The 18541-nt window shown below is 66.1% G+C and carries 19 protein-coding genes; 14 read left to right on the plus strand and 5 right to left on the minus strand.

Annotated elements, in window-relative coordinates; all coding sequences use genetic code 11:
- Nucleotides 1-217: 217 nt before the first annotated feature.
- The 4 genes from radC to EYE42_RS08810 all read right to left on the minus strand — a co-directional run bounded on the left by radC (nucleotide 218) and on the right by EYE42_RS08810 (nucleotide 5245).
- Nucleotides 218-985 carry a RadC family protein gene (gene radC / locus EYE42_RS08795; RefSeq protein WP_165455747.1) on the minus strand — a complete coding sequence of 256 codons (768 nt, stop codon included), beginning with the start codon at nucleotides 983-985 and terminating at the stop codon, nucleotides 218-220.
- Between the two features lie 48 nt (nucleotides 986-1033).
- Nucleotides 1034-2194: a molecular chaperone DnaJ gene (gene dnaJ / locus EYE42_RS08800; protein ID WP_130990943.1), complete on the minus strand. Its 1161-nt coding sequence runs from the start codon at nucleotides 2192-2194 to the stop codon at nucleotides 1034-1036.
- 80 nt (nucleotides 2195-2274) lie between these two features.
- Entirely contained in the window at nucleotides 2275-4191 is a 1917-nt protein-coding gene (gene dnaK / locus EYE42_RS08805; RefSeq protein WP_130990944.1) for a molecular chaperone DnaK, read from the minus strand.
- Nucleotides 4192-4357: 166 nt separating this feature from the next.
- Complete coding sequence (locus tag EYE42_RS08810) at nucleotides 4358-5245, minus strand: ABC transporter permease (protein WP_246020671.1); 888 nt, start codon at nucleotides 5243-5245, stop codon at nucleotides 4358-4360.
- A gap of 67 nt (nucleotides 5246-5312) precedes the next feature.
- Here EYE42_RS08810 and cysQ point away from each other — a divergent pair, with 67 nt between their 5' ends.
- The 9 genes from cysQ to EYE42_RS08855 all read left to right on the plus strand — a co-directional run bounded on the left by cysQ (nucleotide 5313) and on the right by EYE42_RS08855 (nucleotide 14231).
- The gene (gene cysQ / locus EYE42_RS08815) at nucleotides 5313-6110 is read left to right on the plus strand and encodes a 3'(2'),5'-bisphosphate nucleotidase CysQ (RefSeq protein ID WP_165455748.1); all 798 of its coding nucleotides are present in this window, start codon (nucleotides 5313-5315) and stop codon (nucleotides 6108-6110) included.
- Between the two features lies 1 nt (nucleotide 6111).
- On the plus strand, nucleotides 6112-6912 hold the full coding sequence (locus EYE42_RS08820; RefSeq protein ID WP_130990945.1) for a 3-deoxy-manno-octulosonate cytidylyltransferase: 801 nt from the start codon (nucleotides 6112-6114) through the stop codon (nucleotides 6910-6912).
- A complete protein-coding gene (locus tag EYE42_RS08825) occupies nucleotides 6913-7098 on the plus strand; it encodes a hypothetical protein (protein WP_130990946.1) in 186 nt (61 codons plus the stop codon). It begins immediately after the preceding gene.
- Complete coding sequence (locus EYE42_RS08830; RefSeq protein ID WP_130990947.1) at nucleotides 7095-7991, plus strand: UTP--glucose-1-phosphate uridylyltransferase; 897 nt, start codon at nucleotides 7095-7097, stop codon at nucleotides 7989-7991. Before EYE42_RS08825 ends, EYE42_RS08830 begins: the two co-directional genes overlap by 4 nt.
- 3 nt (nucleotides 7992-7994) lie before the next feature.
- Entirely contained in the window at nucleotides 7995-8981 is a 987-nt protein-coding gene (gene galE / locus EYE42_RS08835) for a UDP-glucose 4-epimerase GalE (protein ID WP_130990948.1), read from the plus strand.
- On the plus strand, nucleotides 8978-10027 hold the full coding sequence (locus EYE42_RS08840; RefSeq protein ID WP_130990949.1) for a glycosyltransferase family 2 protein: 1050 nt from the start codon (nucleotides 8978-8980) through the stop codon (nucleotides 10025-10027). Before galE ends, EYE42_RS08840 begins: the two co-directional genes overlap by 4 nt.
- A 93-nt stretch (nucleotides 10028-10120) precedes the next feature.
- Nucleotides 10121-11143 (plus strand): glycosyltransferase family 2 protein, encoded by a 1023-nt coding sequence (locus tag EYE42_RS08845; protein ID WP_130990950.1) that lies wholly within the window; start codon nucleotides 10121-10123, stop codon nucleotides 11141-11143.
- Nucleotides 11140-12837: a DUF5927 domain-containing protein gene (locus tag EYE42_RS08850; RefSeq protein WP_130990951.1), complete on the plus strand. Its 1698-nt coding sequence runs from the start codon at nucleotides 11140-11142 to the stop codon at nucleotides 12835-12837. Before EYE42_RS08845 ends, EYE42_RS08850 begins: the two co-directional genes overlap by 4 nt.
- Complete coding sequence (locus EYE42_RS08855) at nucleotides 12834-14231, plus strand: hypothetical protein (RefSeq protein WP_130990952.1); 1398 nt, start codon at nucleotides 12834-12836, stop codon at nucleotides 14229-14231. Before EYE42_RS08850 ends, EYE42_RS08855 begins: the two co-directional genes overlap by 4 nt.
- Here EYE42_RS08855 and EYE42_RS08860 read toward each other — a convergent pair.
- A complete protein-coding gene (locus tag EYE42_RS08860; protein ID WP_130990953.1) occupies nucleotides 14228-15616 on the minus strand; it encodes a phosphohexomutase domain-containing protein in 1389 nt (462 codons plus the stop codon). The genes EYE42_RS08855 and EYE42_RS08860 overlap by 4 nt on opposite strands.
- Before the next feature lie 137 nt (nucleotides 15617-15753).
- On the opposite strand from EYE42_RS08860, the gene EYE42_RS08865 reads away from it, so the two are divergent.
- The 5 genes from EYE42_RS08865 to EYE42_RS08885 all read left to right on the plus strand — a co-directional run bounded on the left by EYE42_RS08865 (nucleotide 15754) and on the right by EYE42_RS08885 (nucleotide 18541).
- A complete protein-coding gene (locus tag EYE42_RS08865; protein WP_130990954.1) occupies nucleotides 15754-16155 on the plus strand; it encodes a ketosteroid isomerase-related protein in 402 nt (133 codons plus the stop codon).
- Entirely contained in the window at nucleotides 16152-16736 is a 585-nt protein-coding gene (locus EYE42_RS08870; protein WP_130990955.1) for a GNAT family N-acetyltransferase, read from the plus strand. Before EYE42_RS08865 ends, EYE42_RS08870 begins: the two co-directional genes overlap by 4 nt.
- Nucleotides 16733-17590 (plus strand): carbon-nitrogen hydrolase family protein, encoded by an 858-nt coding sequence (locus EYE42_RS08875; RefSeq protein WP_130990956.1) that lies wholly within the window; start codon nucleotides 16733-16735, stop codon nucleotides 17588-17590. The genes EYE42_RS08870 and EYE42_RS08875 overlap by 4 nt, the downstream gene beginning before the upstream one ends.
- A 79-nt stretch (nucleotides 17591-17669) precedes the next feature.
- Complete coding sequence (gene arfB, locus EYE42_RS08880; protein ID WP_130991012.1) at nucleotides 17670-18092, plus strand: alternative ribosome rescue aminoacyl-tRNA hydrolase ArfB; 423 nt, start codon at nucleotides 17670-17672, stop codon at nucleotides 18090-18092.
- A complete protein-coding gene (locus EYE42_RS08885) occupies nucleotides 18089-18541 on the plus strand; it encodes an NUDIX hydrolase (RefSeq protein ID WP_130990957.1) in 453 nt (150 codons plus the stop codon). The genes arfB and EYE42_RS08885 overlap by 4 nt, the downstream gene beginning before the upstream one ends.

Here is an 18541-nt window from a genome sequence, read left to right on the forward strand (position 1 = left end):
ATACGACAATCCGGGCCGCGTATCGTCGCAGCCTTCGCGCCCGCGGTTCTAGCCTTCAATTATGTGTCAGTCCAGCGGGTAAGCCAGCCTGTTCGGGCCGAGGGTCCGGGAGGTGTTGGAAAAGTGTCGCGGGCATTTCGTCGCAGCCCTGCGCGAAACGGGCATCAGCCCCCGGCCGCAGGGGTCGCGCCGCCATGGGGATATTGCGTGCCAGAGGTCAGAGCAGCCTCTGGCTGCGAAAGCTGAGTTCGCGCGATTTGCCGATGATCAGGTGGTCATGGATGGTGATTCCCATGCTGTCCGCGGCCTGGGCGATGCGGGCGGTCATGGTGATGTCGGACTCGGAAGGGGTGGGATCGCCCGAGGGATGGTTGTGGACCAGGATCAGGGCCGAGGCGTTCAGTTCAAGCGCGCGGCGGATGATTTCGCGCGGATAGACCGGAACATGATCCACGGTGCCACGGGCCTGTTCCTCGTCCGCGATCAGGACGTTCTTGCGGTCCAGATACAGGACGCGGAACTGTTCGATCTCGCGATGGGCCATCGTGGTATGACAGTAATCCAGCAGCGCGTCCCAGCCTGACAGGACCGGGCGGTGCATGATCCGGGCCCGCGCCATGCGCTGCGCCGCAGCCTCGACGATCTTGAGTTCGGTGACAACCGCGGGGCCAACCCCGTCGATCTGTTCCAGCCGCGTGGCGGGGGCTGTCAGCACGCGGTTGAAGTCGCCGAAGGCTTCAATCAGGCGGCGGGCCAGCGGCTTTACGTCTTGGCGGGGAATGGCGCGGAACAGGACCAGTTCCAGCAGTTCGTAATCCGGCATCGCGGCGGCCCCGCCCAGCATGAAGCGGTCGCGCAGCCGGGCGCGGTGATCGGCCAGATAGGACGGCGCCTTTCCTTCCGGAACGGGGGACACCATCGCCTCGTCCGATGCGGGTTGGAACAAAGGCAACGATATTTCGGCAAAGGTGCGATTCGGGTCCATGGCGCCACCATTGACCCGCAAATGTGAAGGAAGGGTTAACGCCGTCCGTCAGCCCCGCATCCCGTCCCAGAAGCTTTTCACCTTGTTGAAGAAGCTATCCGACTGCGGGCTGTTGTCGGCCTGTTCGGCCTCGAAGTCGCGCAGCAGCTCGCGTTGGCGGGGGGTCAGGTTCACGGGGGTTTCGACCACCAGTTCGATCAGCATGTCGCCCGCCTCGCCAGCGGCGCCGGGGCCGTGGCGCAGCGGCGGCATCCCCTTGCCGCGCAGGCGCATCTGGCGGCCCGACTGGCTGCCTGCAGGCACCTTGACCCGGGCGCGGCCGCCGTCGATGGTGGGCACCTCGACCTCGCCGCCCAGGGCTGCGGTCGCCATGCTGACCGGCACCTGGCAGGCCAGCACCTTGCCGTCGCGCAGAAAGATGGCGTGGTCCCTGACCTCGATGAAGATGTACAGATCGCCCGCCGGGCCGCCGCGCAACCCGGCCTCGCCCTCGCCGGCCAGACGGATGCGGGTGCCGGTTTCGACCCCCGCCGGGATGTTCACCGACAAGGACCGTTCGCGTTCGATCCGGCCCGCGCCGTGGCAGGCCTTGCACGGATTCTTGACGATCTGGCCCTGGCCGCCGCAGGTGGGGCAGGTGCGTTCCACGGTGAAAAAGCCCTGCTGGGCGCGAACCTTGCCCATGCCCGCGCAGGTGGGACAGGCGGCGGGCTGGGTGGCGCCCTCGGCCCCGGTGCCCTGGCATTCCTCGCAGGCCGTCGATCCGGGAACGCTGATGGATTTCTTGATGCCGGTATAAGCCTCTTCCAGGCTGACGCGAAGGTTGTAGCGCAGATCCTGGCCGCGTTGCGCGCGAGAGCGGCCCCCGCCGCCACCACGCCGGCCCATCATGTCGCCGAACAGATCCTCGAACACATCGGCAAAGGCGGTGCCGAAGTCGCCCGGATGGGCGCCGCGTCCATTGAAGCCGCCGCCCATGCCGCCATCGAAGGCCGCATGGCCGAAGCGGTCATAGGCTGCCTTTTTCTGGTCGTCCCTGAGGCAGTCATAAGCCTCGTTGGCTTCCTTGAAGCGGGACTCGGCCTGGGGATTGTCCTTGTTGCGGTCGGGATGCAGTTCCTTCGCCTTCTGGCGATAGGCCTTCTTGATTTCCTCGGCCGAGGCCCCGCGCGTCACGCCCAGAACCTCGTAATAGCAACGCTTGGCCATTTTCTGTCCTGTCTTGTTCCCCAACGAAACGGCCGGCCCGCGTCATCGCACGGACCGGCCCCGAAAGGGTGCGGCCCGGATCAGCCGCGCTTCTTGTTTTCGCCCAGGTCTTCGAAATCGGCATCCACGATGTCGTCGTCGACGTTGCGGGGCTGATCGCCATCGTCATCGCCCGCGTCGCCCGCACCCTGCTGCGCCTTGTAGATGGCCTCGCCCAGCCGCATCGACGCATCCATCACATTCTGGATGCCGCCGCGGATCTTGCCCGCGTCGTCGGACTTGAGCGATTCCTCCAGCGCGCTCACGGCCAGTTCGATCGCCTCGACCGTCGATCCGTCCACCTTGTCGCCATGATCCTCGAGCGATTTCTTGGTGGAATGGATCAGGCTTTCGGCCTGGTTCCTGGCCTCGACCAGCTCGCGGCGCTGCTTGTCGGCGTCGGCATTGGCCTCGGCATCCTTCACCATCCGCTCGATATCCTCGTCGGACAGGCCGCCCGAGGCTTGGATGGTGATGTTCTGCGTCTTGCCGGTGCCCTTGTCCTTGGCGCTGACCGAAACGATGCCGTTGGCGTCGATGTCGAAGGTCACCTCGATCTGCGGCATGCCGCGCGGCGCGGGCGGAATGTCCTCGAGGTTGAACTGACCCAGCAGCTTGTTGTCGGCCGCCATTTCCCGTTCGCCCTGGAACACCCGGATGGTCACGGCATTCTGGTTGTCCTCGGCGGTCGAGAAGATCTGCGACTTCTTGGTCGGGATCGTGGTGTTGCGGTCGATCAGGCGGGTGAACACACCACCCAGGGTCTCGATGCCCAGCGACAGCGGCGTCACGTCCAGCAGCACCACGTCCTTGACATCGCCCTGCAGAACGCCCGCCTGGATGGCTGCGCCCAGGGCCACCACCTCGTCGGGGTTGACGCCCTTGTGGGGTTCCTTGCCGAAGAACTCGGTCACGGCCTCGATCACCTTGGGCATCCGGGTCATGCCGCCGACCAGGACCACCTCGTCGATGTCGGATTTCGACACGCCGGCGTCCTTGATGGCGTCCGCCACCGGCTTCATGGTGCGCTTGATCAGGTCGGCAACCAGGCTTTCCAGCTTGGCGCGGGTCAGCTTGATGACCAGGTGCAGCGGCGTGCCGCTGTTCTTGTCCATCGAGATGAACGGCTGGTTGATTTCGGTCTGCGACGACGACGACAGCTCGATCTTGGCCTTCTCGGCAGCCTCCTTCAGGCGCTGGAGGGCCATCTTGTCGCGGGTCAGATCGACACCGTGTTCCTTTTTGAACTCCTCGGCGAGGTAGTTCACGATCCGCATGTCGAAGTCTTCGCCGCCCAGGAACGTGTCGCCGTTGGTGGACTTCACCTCGAACAGGCCGTCGTCGATCTCCAGGATGGTGATGTCGAAGGTGCCGCCACCAAGGTCATAGACGGCGATGGTCTTGCTGTCCTTCTTGTCCAGGCCATAGGCCAGGGCTGCCGCGGTCGGCTCGTTGATGATGCGCAGAACCTCGAGGCCGGCGATCTTGCCGGCGTCCTTGGTGGCCTGACGCTGCGCGTCGTTGAAATAGGCGGGCACCGTGATGACGGCCTGCGTCACCGGCTCTCCCAGATAGCTTTCGGCGGTTTCCTTCATCTTCTGAAGGATCATCGCGCTGACTTGGGCGGGGGAATATTTCTCGCCCTTCACCTCGACCCAGGCGTCGCCGTTGCCGCCATCCACGATGTTGTAGGGGACAAGTTTCTTGTCCTTTTCCACGGCCTCGTCGCCGATGCGGCGGCCGATGAGGCGTTTCACCGCAAAGACGGTGTTGGTGGGGTTCGTGACCGCCTGGCGCTTGGCCGGCTGGCCGACAAGGCGTTCGCCATCCGTGAAGCCCACGATCGAGGGCGTGGTGCGGGCGCCTTCGCTGTTCTCGATGACCTTGGGCTGGCTGCCGTCCATGATCGCGACGCAGCTGTTCGTGGTGCCGAGGTCGATGCCGATGACTTTTGACATGGGTCTGTTCCTTCTTGCGGCGATTTTTCTGGACTTCAGGTCCGTTACGGCCCCCGAGGCCCGATCCCAAAATGCATGAACGCGTCCGGCAGGCCGGGCGCTTCGGGGGTGTATATAGGGATGGTTTCAAACCCCGCAAGCACCGCATGCAGGCAATTTGCACCGTTCAATCGGCTGCGCCCCAGCTCAGCGATTCATGGCGGCGGGTCGTGAAGTTGATCAGCAGGCCCAGCATCAGCGCCGCCAATGAAAACCACAGCCCGTAGAACGGGTCGGTCCTGAGAGGGTCGTAGTTGATGAACAGAAAGCCCCGCTGCTGGTCGATGATGTGGAACAGGGGGTTCCACATGAACCAGGGCAGCAGCAGGCCGGGAACCAGATTGCCCACGAACATCTTGCCCGAGGCGAACATGTTGACGCGCTGAAAGACCGTGGTGATCAGCCGCGACCCGCGCGGCGACCAGGGCCGGATGCCCAGAAACACCACCCCGATACAGGCGCCCGACAGCCAGGACAGCAGATACATGGCAAGGCAGCCGGGCCAGAACTCCACCTCGAGCGGGGCGATGGACACATGATACAGCCACAAGATCGCGATGCAGCCGATCGTCTGGCGATACAGCACCGCCAGCGCCGCCGCCGTGATCAGGATCGCCGGGCTAAGCGGTTCGTGCTTGCCCAGCCCCCCCGAGACCGAATGGCTGCCCGCCACCGCGCCCGTTGTCTGCACATGGATCATGAACATGAAGATCCCCGACAGCATGTACAGCATGAAGTCGCCGCGGATCGGGGATTGGCGCACCCCCATGACCAGATAGATCGCCAGAAAGGCCAGCAGGAAGATGGCCGATTGCGCCACGGTCAGCAGCAGGCCGACAATGGCGTTGCGATGGTCGTTGCGCAGGTTGTAGACGGTCTGATGATAGATCAGGCCCAGCCTGCGCCCCGCCGCCGCCAGCATGGTGCCGCTTTGCCGCTGGCTGAACACGATCCGCACCTGTCCCTGGTTGCCGGTGGCCGGCAGGCGCTTGCCCAAGCCGTTGTGCCCCACCATAAAGGTGATCGGCCGTTGCCACAATCGGCCAGGCCGCGCCGCATGGGCCGTTTCGGAAGGAAACTGTATGGAATTTGAACGACTCATCGGGGAAATGCGGCGCCTGGCGCTGCAGGCCGGCGCGCGCATCATGGAAATCTACGAGGCCGAGGATTTCGACATCCGCGCCAAATCCGACGAATCGCCCGTCACCGCCGCGGACGAGGCGGCTGACGCGCTGATCTCGGCCGGGCTGCGGGCGGCCTTTCCCGACATCCCCCTGATCACCGAGGAGCAGGCCGCCAGCCATAGCCAGGCCGCGCAGACCTTTCTGATCGTCGACCCGCTGGACGGCACCAAGGAGTTCGTGCAGCGGCGCGGCGATTTCACCGTCAATATCGCCTATGTGGAAAACGGCGTGCCCCTGCACGGCGTGGTCTATGCCCCCGCCAAGGGGCGGCTGTTCCACACCACGGCCGACGGCCGCGCCGTCGAGGAGCATGGCCCCTTTGGCGACACGCCGGGCCAGACCGTGGCCATCGGGGTGAACCCCATTCCCGACAATCGCGCGCTGATGGTGGTGGCCTCGAAATCGCACCGGGACGCCGCGACCGACGACTATATCGCGCGATACGGCGTGCGCGACATGACCAGCGCGGGATCGTCGCTGAAGTTCTGCCTGGTCGCCACGGGCGAGGCGGATCTGTATCCCCGCCTGGGCCGCACGATGGAATGGGACACCGCGGCAGGCGACGCGGTCCTGCGCGGCGCGGGCGGAGAGGTGGTGCGATTCGACGACCACACGCCCCTGACCTATGGCAAGCCGGGGTTCGAGAATCCGTTCTTCATCGCCTATGCGCCGGGCGTCCTGCTGGTCCGGGGCTGAGATGTCGGTCTGGATCGTCATTCCCGCGCGTCATGCCTCGACCCGCTATCCGGGCAAGCCGCTGGTCGATCTGCGCGGTGCCTCGGGGCAGGCGCGCAGCCTGATCCGGCGCAGTTGGGACGCGGCGATGGCAGTGCCTGGCATCGACCGGGTTGTGGTGGCCACCGACGACGACCGCATCCGCGATCATGCCCAGGGCTTCGGGGCCGAGGTGGTGATGACCAGCACCGCCTGCCGCAACGGCACCGAACGCTGCGCCGAAGCCGTGACCCGGATGGGCCTGCCCCCCGACATCGTGGTCAACCTGCAAGGCGACGCGCCGCTGACCCCCGCCTGGTTCGTCGAGGATCTGGTATCGGCCCTGCGCGCCGATCCGGGATCGGACGTGGCCACGCCGGTCCTGCGCTGCACCGGGGCGATGCGCGCCGACCTGATCGCGGACCGCCGGGCGGGACGCGTGGGCGGAACCACGGCGGTCTTTGGCCAAGACCGCCGCGCGCTGTATTTCTCCAAGGAGGTGATCCCCTATGGGGGGGACGATGTCGGCCCCGGCGATCCCAGTCCGGTCTTTCATCACGTCGGCGTCTATGCCTATCGCCCCGCGGCGTTGGCGGACTATTCCCTGTGGGGGGAAGGGCGGCTGGAACGGCTGGAAGGGCTGGAACAGTTGCGCTTTCTTGAACAGGGCCGCCGCATCCTGTGCGTCGAGGTCGAGGCGCGCGGCCGCCAGTTCTGGGAGCTGAACAATCCCGAGGATGTCCCCCGGATCGAAGCCATGATGAAGGCGATGGCCCAGGACTGAATGTTCGCGGCGGCGCGTCCGTTGATTTATGAAAATGCAATGTGCTTTGACGATGATAATAATGGCGTCATTCCGCCGGCGGGGATATGGTCCGCAGGAATGATGCAGCTTTCCAAGGCGGTGGGCGTTATGCTGCGCATGGCTCCGGTCGCAGTGTTGAATCGAACAAGGGTGTCAGAAGAATGACTCGCAAGGTAACAAAGGCCATTTTTCCGGTCGCCGGTCTGGGAACACGGTTTCTTCCCGCCACGAAAAGCATCCCGAAAGAGATCATGACACTGATCGACCGGCCGCTGATCCAGTATGCCATCGACGAGGCGCGGGCGGCGGGCATTACCGAGTTCATCTTTGTCACCTCGCGCGGCAAGGGCGCGCTCGAGGATTATTTCGATCACGCGCATGAACTGGAAAGCAGCCTCAAGAAATCCGGCAAGACCGCGCTTCTGGACCTGCTGCGCACGACCAACATGGAATCGGGCGCCATCGCCTATATCCGCCAGCACAAGGCGCTGGGCCTGGGCCACGCGGTCTGGTGTGCCCGGCGCCTGGTCGCGGATGACGAGCCTTTCGCGGTGGTGCTGACCGATGACGTCATCATGGGCGAGCCCCCCTGCCTGCAACAGATGATCGAGGCTTATGGCGAAACCGGCGGCAGCATGGTCGCCACCATGGAGGTTGCGCCGGAAAAGGCCCAGGCCTATGGGGTTCTGGACGTGGCCGAGGATATGGGCGCCATCGTCAAGGCGCGCGGCATGGTCGAAAAGCCTGCCCTGGGCACGGCGCCGTCGAACCTGGCGGTGATCGGTCGCTATATCCTGGCCCCCAGCGTGATGCAGAACCTCAACAAGCTCAAGGCCGGGTCGGGCGGAGAGATCCAGTTGACCGACGCCATCGCCGACGAGATCGAGGCCCGGCGCGACGTGTTTGGCCTGCGTTTCCGCGGCCAGCGCTTCGATTGCGGATCGAAGGCGGGTTTCCTGCAGGCGACGGTGGCCTTTGGGCTGGAACGCGACGATCTCAAGGAGGAATTCGCGGAATACCTGCACGATCTGATGTCGCTGCGCCGGGCCGCCGAATAATCCATGTCGCAAACGGTTCTGGTAACGGGGGGTGCGGGCTATATCGGCTCGCACGCCTGCAAGGCGCTTGCGGCTGCCGGCTACAGGCCGGTGACTCTGGACAATCTGTCGACCGGCTGGCGCGACGCGGTCAGGTTCGGCCCCTTCGTCCATGCGGACCTGCTGGATCGGGCCGCGCTGGATGCGGCGTTCGCCGAGCATGACCCCGTTGCAGTGCTGCATTTCGCCGCCCTCAGCCAGGTGGGCGAGGCGATGGCAGAACCCGGCAAGTACTGGCGCAACAATGTCACCGGGTCGCTGAACCTGATCGAGGCCGCGATCGCTGCGGGATGCCTGGATATCGTGTTCAGTTCCACCTGTGCGACCTATGGCGACCGCGACGGCGAGGTTCTGGACGAAGCCACCCCACAGGCGCCCTTGAACGCCTATGGCGCCTCCAAGCGCGCGATCGAGGACATGCTGGCCGATTTCGGTGCCTCCCACGGGCTGCGGTCGGTCATCTTTCGCTATTTCAACGTGGCGGGCGCCGATCCCGATGGCGAGGTGGGCGAATACCACCGTCCCGAGACGCATCTGATCCCGCTGATCCTGGATGCGGTAGATGGCAAGCGGGCGGCGCTGACGGTCCACGGGACCGATTATCCCACCCCCGACGGCACCTGCATCCGCGATTATGTGCATGTGATGGATCTGGTCGATGCCCATGTGAAGGGTCTGGAATGGCTGCGTGCCGGGCGCGGCAATCGGGTCTTTTGCCTGGGCACGGGATCGGGCTTTTCGGTGCGCGAGGTGGTCGATGCCACCTGCCATGTCACCAACCGGCCGGTTCCGGTGGTCGATGGCCCGCGCCGGGGCGGCGATGCGGTCAAGCTGGTCTGCGGCAGCACCCGCGCCCGCGCCGAACTGGGCTGGCAGCCGCACCGTTCGACCATGCGACAGATGATCGCCGACGCCTGGCGCTGGCATCAGAACGGTGCCTATCGGGCGTGACCGACGCGCCCCCCCCGGCCTGGCGGCGGGCCTGGTCGGCCTGGAGGCTGCAGGGAAAGCGCCGCACGCTGCTGCGCCGCTGCCTGCGTGCCGGGCGCGAACTGACCCCGCTGGCTGATCGGACGGCGGCAATCCGGCCCGGCGACATCCTGTGCCTGGCTACTGTCCGCAACGAGATGTTGCGCCTGCCCGAGTGGCTGGACCATTACCGCCGCCTGGGGGTATCGGCGTTTCTGATCGTGGACAATGCCAGCACCGACGGCACCGACCGCTTTCTGCGCGGCCAGCCCGATGTGTCGCTGTGGCGCGCCGCGGGCGCCTATCGCGAGGCGCGGTTCGGCATGGACTGGCTGGGGGCGCTGCTGTTCCGCCACGGCCACGGGCACTGGTGCGTCACGGCGGATGCGGACGAATTGCTGATCTATCCCGGCTGGGACAGCCGCCCGCTTCCCGACCTTGTCGCGCATCTCGACGCGGCGGGGCGCCCGGCCATGGGCGCGATGATGCTGGATCTGTATCCCCGTGGCCCGCTGGACCGGGCGGATGCGCCCGAGGGCGCGCCCCTGACCGATCGGCTGCCCTGGTTCGACCCCGCGCCCTATCGCTGCCGCATGGTGCATCCACGACGCAACCGCATCCTGCACGGCGGCGCCCGCGAGCGGGTCTTTTTCGCCAGCGAACCGCAGCGCGGCCCGACGCTGAACAAGCTGCCCCTGATCCGCTGGGACCGGCGGTATGTGTACATCAACTCGACCCATTCGGCCCTGCCGCCCCGGCTGAACGACGAATACGACGGTCCCGGCGACCCGCGCCTGTCGGGCATCCTGCTGCATGGCAAGTTCCTGCCCGACAGCGCGGCCCGTGCCGCCGAGGAACTGGACCGCGGCCAGCATTTCATCGACCCCGTGGCTTATCGCCCTTATCACGCAGCCGTCGTCCAGGCGCCGGTGCTTTGGCATGAGGATTCGGTCCGTTACCGGGACTGGCGACAACTGCAGAACCTGGGACTGATGGATTCCGGTGACTGGATGACAACCGAAGGTTGACCAGACCCCGGTTGTCTTGCCAAATGGCGCCGGTCGCTGTGGGGCAGGCGGGATGGCGGACGGGCACGGAACATTCCGAGGACAGGGCGTACCATGTCGCGGCTAGGCATCCTGGCCGATCGCCTGCGCCGCCGGATCGAACGGCGGCGGCTGATCCTGCGTGCCATCCGCGGCCGGTTCGCCTTGCGCGCGGTGACGGACCGCACGGCCCGGATCGGGCCAGGCGACATCCTGTGTTTCGTCACGCTGCGCAACGAACGCGCGCGGCTGGCCTTTTTCCTGGACTACTACCGGTCGCTGGGGGTGCGCCATTTCCTGGTGGTGGACAATGCCAGCACCGATGGCGGCGGGGATTGCCTGCGCGAACAGCCGGACGTGTCCCTGTGGTGGACCGACGCCAGCTACAAGGCGGCGCGGTTCGGCATGGACTGGATGAACGGGCTGCTGCGGCGGCACGGGCGGGGACATTGGTGCCTGACGGTCGATCCCGACGAATTCCTGGTCTATCCGCATATGGAGGACCGGCCCCTGCCTGCGCTGACGGCCTGGCTTTCCGATATCGGCCGGCAGTCCTTTCCCGCCATGCTGCTGGATCTGTATCCCAAGGGGCCGATCGAGGATGCCGTCTGCCCCGAGGGTCAGGATCCCTTTGCCATCGCCCGCTGGTTCGACCCCGCCAACTATTCGATCCACAAGAACGGCCATTTCGGCAACCTGTGGATTCAGGGTGGACCGCGCAGCCGGGTGTTTTTCCGGGATGACCCCTGGAATGCCCCGGCCTTGAACAAGATTCCGCTGGTCCGGTGGTCGGGGCGCAGCGCCTATGCCAGTTCCACCCATATGCTGCTGCCCCGCGGACTGAACCGCGTCTATGACGAGGACGGGGGCGAACGGATCTCGGGCTGTCTGCTTCATGCCAAGTTCCTGTCCGGCCTTGCCGACAAGTCTGCCGAGGAACTGGACCGGCGCCAGCATTACGCCGACAGCCGGGAATACCGCGCCTATCGCGACGGCCTTGGATGCGGCACGGGCCTGTGGTGCAGCCAATCGCGCGAATACCGCGACTGGCGCCAGCTCGAGGATCTGGGCCTCTTGTCCAGCGGAAACTGGGCATGACGCGAACCGTGCACCTGGGGGTCGTGCTGCTGTGCCATGCCGATCTGGATCTGGCGGCCCGGCTGGCCCGGATCTGGGCCGAGGGCGGGGCACGGGTGGCGATCCATGTCGATGCGCGGGTGCCCGGCGCGCATCTGGTCGGCCTGCGCCATGCGCTGCAGGATTGCGAAGGGGTGATCTTTACCCGTCGGCGGCGCTGTTCCTGGGGACGCTTCAGCCTTGTCCGCGCGACCCAGGACGCGGCAGCGGCCCTGCTGAGTCGGTTTCCCGAAACCACCCATGTCTATCTGGCCAGCGGGGCCTGCCTGCCGCTGCGGCCCATTGCGGATCTGGTGGCCTTTCTGGGGGCCGATCCCGACCGCGACCATATCGAAAGCGTCAGCAGCCGCGAGGTCGGCTGGACCGTGGGGGGGCTGAACGAGGAACGTTTCACCCTGTTCTTTCCCTTTGACTGGCGCCGCCAGCGCTGGCTGTTCGACCGCTCGGTCGGCTGGCAGCGGCGCCGGGGCATCCGGCGGCGGATGCCGGCCGGTCTGGTGCCGCATCTGGGATCGCAATGGTGGTGCCTGACCGCGAACACCCTGCGCGCGATCCTGACCGATCCGCGCCGCGCCGAATTCGAGCGCTTCTTCCGGCTGAGCTGGATTCCCGACGAAAGCTATTTCCAGACGCTTGCGCGGCGCCATTCGACCCGCATCGAAAGCCGGTCGCTGACCTTGACCAAGTTCGACCACACCGGGCGGCCCTATTCGCTGTATGACGACCATATCTCCATGCTGGCCGAATCGCGCTGCTTCGTGGCCCGCAAGGTCTGGCCGGGGGCGGCGCGGCTGCTGGCGAATTTCCCCGCGCAAGGCGATGCCCTGCCGCAAACGGACCCGCCGCAGCCCGACCGGGCGATGCGGATCATCGAACAGACCGTGCGTCGCCGCGCTTTCGGGCGCCCGGGGCTTTACATGCAAAGCCGCTTTCCCCGAAAGGACGCCGAGAACGGCAAGTCCGCTGCCCCCTATGCGGTGATCGTGGGGGTGGGGGACATCTTTCCCGGCTTCGAGGACTGGCTGCGCGCGCATCTGACCTGCGATGTCCACGGCCATCTGCTGGGGCCGGACGGGGCTGAATTCGGCGGCCGTCCCCCGGTGGGTCCGGGCGCCCTGTCCCCGGCTGCCGCGGTGCGCGACCACGATCCGCAGGGATTCCTGACCTCGCTGATCCGCATCACCGACCGGATGCAGGTTTTCCAGTTCGCTCCGCGAGACAACCAGGCCTTGAACTGGTTCGTGGCGACCGATCCCCACGCGCATATGCTGGTGGTTCTGGGCGGCTGGATGCTGCCGCTTTTGCATTCGGGAATGCCCTTTGACGACATCCGCCGTGTCTTTGGGCGTCTGCAACGCATCGAACTCGAACATCTGGACGTGCTGAACTCGATCTGGGTCCGTGCCCGTCTGCACCAGCACGACCTGGACCATTTCCTGGCAAATCCCGGTCCGATCCTGCTTGATTTCATGCGCCGGATCGACCCCGACTGCCGGCCCCTTGCGGCGCTGCCGGCGATGCGCGATCCGTCCGGGCTGAACGCCATGCTGCACCGGCTGCGCAACGCAGGCCTGCGCCCCCGCCTGAGCAGGATCGAGATCGCCGCCGATCCGGGGCAGGTGCCGGCCCCTGCCGTGGAAAGGGCCGCCGAATGACCGGACCGTTCCGCAGCTTTGTCATCTTTGCCGAGATGCGCACCGGATCGAACCTGCTGGAGGCGACGCTGAACGGCGTCACCGGCGTCACCTGTCATGGCGAGGCCTTCAATCCCTATATGATGGGCTGGCCCGACAAGGACGAGTTGCTGGGTGTCACGCGGGCAGAACGCGAGGCCGACCCCCTGCCGCTGCTGGCGCGGCTGACCGGACGGCCGGGACATCTGCCGGGATTCCGCTATTTCCACGACCACGATCCTCGTGTGCTGGAACCCATCATCAGGGATCGGCACTGCGCCAAGATCATCCTGACGCGCAATCCGCTGGACAGCTATGTCTCGACCCGTCTGGCCCGGGAAACGAACCAGTGGAAGCTGAACGAAACCGAAACCGCGATTCCTGCCCGCATCACCTATGAAGGGGCCGAGTTCCGGGCCATGCTGGATGCCGCCAATGCGTTTCGCCGGCGCGTGGCCAAGGCGTTGCAGGCTTCGGGGCAGGCGGCGTTTCATCTGGACTATGAGGATCTGCGGGATGCGGAGGCGATGACCGGGTTGCTGCACTGGCTGGGCCGCACCGATCTGGACCGGGTGGAACCGGCGCGCGACCAGGTGCCCCAGAATCCGCAGGAACTGGCGCAGAAGGTCGCCAATTTCGACGCGATGCAGGCCGATCTGCGCGGCATGGACCCGTTCGGGCTGCATTGCCCGCCGGTGTTCGAGGCCCGGCGCGGCCCGGGGGTGCCCGGCTTTGCCGCCGCCGATGCGGGGCGGGGGCTGCTGTTCATGCCTGTCAGGGGCGGGCCGGACAAGGTGGTGCGCGACTGGCTGGCCGGGTTGGGTCCGATAGAGGGCGGCTTTACCCAGTCCACCCTGCGCCAGTGGAAACGCGCGCGCCCCGGCCACCGCAGCTTCACGGTTCTGCGCCACCCCCTGCTGCGGGCATGGGACGCCTTCGATCATCTGCTGAGGCACGGCAGTTCCGAACAGCGCGACCTGCTGCGCCGCCTGCATCGCGTGGCTCTGCCGCCCGAGGATGGCCGGGCCAACCTGTCAGGCGATACGCGCATCGCGGTCTTTGCCGATTTCCTGGCATTTTTGCGGCGCAATCTGAACGGCCAGACCTCGTTGCCGACTCATCCCCTTTGGGCCAGCCAGACCGAGGTTTTGTCGGGATTCGCGCGTTTCGCCCTGCCCGACATGCTGGTGCGCGAGGATCGCCTGGCCGAGGATTTGGTCCACCTGGCCCGCACGGTGGGTTTCAGCGGCGCGGGACCGGCGGCCCTGACCCCCGCCCCGGTTCCCGACGCGCTGCGCGATCCGGTATTGGCCCAGGCCGCGCAGGCGGCATACCTGCGCGACTATGTGACGTTCGGCTTTGGCCTGATGCCCTAGCCTTTCAGCAGCGCGGCCAATTCCGCCTGCTTTTCCTTGACCAGGGCCGGGTCGCCGTCGGATTCCAGGTTCAGTCGCACCACCGGTTCGGTGTTCGACTTGCGCAGGTTGAAGCGCCAGTTCCCGAAATCCAGCGATACCCCGTCCAGATCGTCGCGGCTGTTTGCCTGCGGTTCGTATTTCGCAATCAGCCGGGCAATGGCCGCGTCGGGATCGTCGATGTGATAGTTCGTCTCGCCCGACGAGGGATAGAGCCGCATCCGTTCCTCGAGCAGTTCGGCCAGCGTCTTGCCCTTGCGCGACAGCAGCTCGATCATCAGCAGCCACGGGATCATGCCGCTGTCGCAGTAATAGAAGTCACGGAAATAATGATGCGCCGACATCTCGCCGCCATAGATGGCGCCCACGTCGCGCATCTTGCGCTTGATGAAGGCGTGGCCGGTCTTGCTGACCACGGCCTGCCCGCCGGCTTCAGCGATCATGGCGCGGGTGTTCATGATGACGCGGGGGTCGTGGACGATCTTTTCGCCAGGGGATTTTTCCAGAAAGGCCGCCCCCAGCAGGCCCACGATGTATTCGCCGGGAATGAAGCGGCCGTTTTCGTCGAAAAAGAAGCAGCGGTCGAAATCGCCGTCCCAGGCCACCCCCAGATCGGCTTTCTCGGCCTTCATGCGTTCGACGGTGGGGGGCTGGTTCTCGTCCAGCAGGGGGTTCGGGATGCCGTTCGGAAAGCTGCTGTCGACCTCGTGGTGCATCCGCACGAAGGTCAGCGGCGCGCCGCGGGCCAGCAGTTCGTCGGCAATCGCGTCAAAGGTCGGCCCGGCGGTGCCGTTGCCGGCATTGACCAGGATCTTCATCGGCTTCAGCGCCGACACATCCACGAAATCCGCCATCGCCTTGGCATAGTCCGCGCGGGCATGGCTGAAATCGGTGACGCTGCCCTTGTCCGCCGGGGCAAAGCTGCCGCTGGTGGCCAGTTCCACGATGGGGGGCAGCTCGGTCGCCGGATCCAGCGGCGCCGATCCCCGGCCCACGATCTTCATGCCGTTGTAATTGATCGGGTTATGGGATGCCGTCACCTCGATCCCGCCGTCGGTGTGGTGGAAACCGGTGTGGAAATACACTTCCTCGGTTCCAGCCAGGCCCAGATCCAGCACGTCGGCGCCGCCGTCGGTCAGCCCCTCGATCAGGGCCGCCGCCAGTTCGGGCGAGGTTTCGCGGCTGTCGCGGCCCACCACCACGCGCTTGGCGTCGCGGGCCTGCGCAAAGGCGCGGCCGATACGATAGGCCACGTCGGTGTCCAGGTTCTTTCCCAGTTCGCCGCGCACGTCGTAGGCTTTGAAGCAGGTGATCTCTCGGGGGCCAAGGTTGCTGCGGTCGGTCATGGGCGCGGATCCTTTATGCGCAAGGGTTGGTCAAGGGCTAGCAGCTTGGCCCGGAAGTTCAAGGGAATGGTCCGTTCGAACCACATGACACCGGGCATCCGCCGCGCTAGAGGATGGCAAACGCACAAGAGGGGACAATGGATACGAAATCCTTGATCGGCGCCTATTACGATGCCTTCAACGCGGGCCGCACGGACGACATGCTGGCCCTGCTGCATGACGACATCGAACATCATGTGAACGAAGGCCAGATCCGCCGGGGCAAGGCGTTGTTTGCCGATTTCAACGCGCACATGACCGACAGCTACAAGGAAACCCTGACCGACCTGGTGATCTTTGCCAACGAGGCGGGCGACCGGGCGGCGGCGGAATTCGTGGTGAACGGCACCTATCTGAAGACCGACGAAGGCCTGCCCGAGGCGCGGGGCCAGACCTATCGCCTGCCGGCAGGCAGCTTTTTCACGGTCCGCGACGGCAAGATCGCGCGCGTCACGACCTATTACAACCTGGCCGACTGGACGCGGCAGGTCAGCCAATGACCGTCACGACGCGCGTCCTGACCGGAGAGGCGCTGGCCGCCGTGCTGGAGGACGTGGCGCGTCTGAGAATCCGGGTATTTCAGGATTTTCCCTATCTCTACGACGGCAGCGCCGACTATGAACGCGATTACCTGCGGGCCTATCAATCCCCCGGCGCGGTGGTCGTGGCGGCGATGGACGGTCCCCGCGTCGTGGGGGCCGCGACCGGGGCGCCGATGGCCGATCATGCCGCCGATTTCGCGGCCGCCTTTGTCGACCGGCCCGAACCGCTGGACCAGATTTTCTATTGCGCCGAATCCGTTCTGCTGCCCGAATATCGCGGCCAGGGCATCGGCCATGCTTTTTTCGACGCGCGCGAAGCCCATGCCTGCGCCCTGGGCCTGACCCACAGCGCCTTTTGCAGCGTGATCCGCCCTGCCGATCATCCTGCCCGGCCCGCCCATTACCGCCCGCTGGACGGCTTCTGGCAAAAGCGCGGGTATCAGCCGCTGCCGGGCGTCATCGCGCGGTTTTCCTGGAAAGACCTGGGCGAGGCGGACGAGACGGAAAAACCCCTGCAATTCTGGATGCGCCGGTTGTGAGAATCGCCGCCGCCGCCTATCCGATCGACTGGTTCGACGGCTTTGCCGATTACGAGGCAAAGCTTTCCCGCTGGGTTGCGGACGCGGCGGGTGCCGACCTGCTGGTGTTTCCCGAATATGGCGCGATGGAACTGGCCTCGTTGGGCGGGCGCCAAGCCGCGGGCGATCTGGAAGCGTCGCTGCACGAGGTCGGGCGGCACTGGCCTCGGGTCCGGGCCCTGCATTTGCGGCTGGCGGCAAAGCACGGATGTTACATCCTGGGCGCCTCGGGTCCGGTGTTCGATGGCCCGCGCCCGGTCAATCGGGCCGTGCTGTATGGGCCCGAGGGGTTTGTCGGCCACCAGGACAAGCAGGTCATGACCCGGTTCGAACGCGAGGAGTGGGACGTGACCGGCGGCCCCGGCCTGCGGGTTTTCGACACCGCCCTGGGGCGGATTGGCGTGCTGATCTGCTATGACAGCGAATTTCCGCTGCTGGGACGCCTGCTGGCGCAGGCGGGGGTCGAACTGCTGCTGGTGCCAAGCTGCACGGATACGGTTGCGGGCTTCAATCGGGTGCGCATCGGCGCCATGGCCCGCGCGCTGGAAAGCCAGTGCGTCGTGGTGCAGGCACCGACCGTGGGGCCGTGCGATTGGATGCCCGCGCTGGATGAGAATCGCGGCCGGGCAGCGATCTATGGCCCGCCCGACGGATTTTGGCCGGAAACCGGAATCATCGCCGAAGGCGGGATGGACCGGCCGGGCTGGGTGACGGCCGATGTGGATCTGTCGCGCGTCGCCCACAGCCGCCGCCATGGTGCCGTGCTGCCCCATGCCCACTGGCCCGAAAGCGAGTCCGTCGGCCTGATCGGCTGAAACACTTTCTTAAGGATTGGCGTTCTAAAAGCAGGAAGGCGCTTTTCCCGTGCCCGCCACACGCCATATCCATTGGACCATGCTGCATGTCACCGACGCCATCACCATCGAGGAATGGGAACTGACCGAACAGTTCACCCGGTCCCAGGGACCGGGCGGCCAGAACGTCAACAAGGTCGAGACCGCGGTCGAGTTGCGGTTCGAGGCCGCGCGGTCCCCAAACCTGTCCGATGCCGTCAAGCGCCGCCTGGAACGGCTGGCCGGGCGGCGCTGGACGCGCGACGGGGCGGTGGTGATCCTGTCGCAGGAAACCCGCAGCCAGGCCCGCAACCGCGAGATCGCGCGCGAGCGTCTGGCCGATCTGATCCGGCGGGCGTCGGTATCCGCCCGCCCCCGGATCGCCACAAGGCCCACCTGGGGCAGCCAGTTGCGGCGTCTGAAAGCCAAGTCGGGCCGGGCCGGGGTCAAGGCCCTGCGCGGCAGGGTGGAGGACGGGGAATGAACGCGATCCGCCAGTCGCTGGGCATCCTGATGGGCCGTCGCCCGCCCGCCTTGCAGGTGGGGGCGGTCTGCCGCTGCCCGCGCTCGGGGGATGTGGTGCTGATCACCAGCCGCGGCACCGGCCGCTGGGTCATTCCCAAGGGCTGGCCGATGGAGGGCAAGAGCCTGTCCGGCGCCGCCGCCGCCGAAGCCTGGGAGGAGGCCGGCGTCGAGGGGCGCGTCCACGAGTCCGAGATCGGCCGCTATCGCTATGACAAAGAGCAGGATCAGGGCTGGTCCATCCCGGTCGAGGTGCGGGTGTTCCTGCTGGAGACCGACCGGCTGCGGCCCGAGTTTCCCGAAGCGGGTCAGCGCCGCCGCCGCTGGTTTTCGCCCGCCGAGGCGGCCGCCCGCGTGACTGAGCCCGGCTTGAAGCAGATCCTGCTTGCGCTGCCGCCGGTTGCGGGCTGA

The sequence above is a fragment of the Paracoccus subflavus genome, assembly GCF_004310345.1.
GTDB lineage: Bacteria > Pseudomonadota > Alphaproteobacteria > Rhodobacterales > Rhodobacteraceae > Paracoccus > Paracoccus subflavus.

What these genes read in the sequence shown, in the direction of transcription:
- radC (WP_165455747.1), bottom strand. Translation starts at nt 985, where the DNA reads ATGGACCCGAATCGCACCTTTGCCGAAATATCGTTGCCTTTGTTCCAA.
- dnaJ (WP_130990943.1), bottom strand. Translation starts at nt 2,194, where the DNA reads ATGGCCAAGCGTTGCTATTACGAGGTTCTGGGCGTGACGCGCGGGGCC.
- dnaK (WP_130990944.1), bottom strand. Translation starts at nt 4,191, where the DNA reads ATGTCAAAAGTCATCGGCATCGACCTCGGCACCACGAACAGCTGCGTC.
- EYE42_RS08810 (WP_246020671.1), bottom strand. Translation starts at nt 5,245, where the DNA reads ATGGTGGGGCACAACGGCTTGGGCAAGCGCCTGCCGGCCACCGGCAAC.
- cysQ (WP_165455748.1), top strand. Translation starts at nt 5,313, where the DNA reads ATGGAATTTGAACGACTCATCGGGGAAATGCGGCGCCTGGCGCTGCAG.
- EYE42_RS08820 (WP_130990945.1), top strand. Translation starts at nt 6,112, where the DNA reads ATGTCGGTCTGGATCGTCATTCCCGCGCGTCATGCCTCGACCCGCTAT.
- EYE42_RS08825 (WP_130990946.1), top strand. Translation starts at nt 6,913, where the DNA reads ATGTTCGCGGCGGCGCGTCCGTTGATTTATGAAAATGCAATGTGCTTT.
- EYE42_RS08830 (WP_130990947.1), top strand. Translation starts at nt 7,095, where the DNA reads ATGACTCGCAAGGTAACAAAGGCCATTTTTCCGGTCGCCGGTCTGGGA.
- galE (WP_130990948.1), top strand. Translation starts at nt 7,995, where the DNA reads ATGTCGCAAACGGTTCTGGTAACGGGGGGTGCGGGCTATATCGGCTCG.
- EYE42_RS08845 (WP_130990950.1), top strand. Translation starts at nt 10,121, where the DNA reads ATGTCGCGGCTAGGCATCCTGGCCGATCGCCTGCGCCGCCGGATCGAA.
- EYE42_RS08850 (WP_130990951.1), top strand. Translation starts at nt 11,140, where the DNA reads ATGACGCGAACCGTGCACCTGGGGGTCGTGCTGCTGTGCCATGCCGAT.
- EYE42_RS08855 (WP_130990952.1), top strand. Translation starts at nt 12,834, where the DNA reads ATGACCGGACCGTTCCGCAGCTTTGTCATCTTTGCCGAGATGCGCACC.
- EYE42_RS08860 (WP_130990953.1), bottom strand. Translation starts at nt 15,616, where the DNA reads ATGACCGACCGCAGCAACCTTGGCCCCCGAGAGATCACCTGCTTCAAA.
- EYE42_RS08865 (WP_130990954.1), top strand. Translation starts at nt 15,754, where the DNA reads ATGGATACGAAATCCTTGATCGGCGCCTATTACGATGCCTTCAACGCG.
- EYE42_RS08870 (WP_130990955.1), top strand. Translation starts at nt 16,152, where the DNA reads ATGACCGTCACGACGCGCGTCCTGACCGGAGAGGCGCTGGCCGCCGTG.
- arfB (WP_130991012.1), top strand. Translation starts at nt 17,670, where the DNA reads ATGCTGCATGTCACCGACGCCATCACCATCGAGGAATGGGAACTGACC.
- EYE42_RS08885 (WP_130990957.1), top strand. Translation starts at nt 18,089, where the DNA reads ATGAACGCGATCCGCCAGTCGCTGGGCATCCTGATGGGCCGTCGCCCG.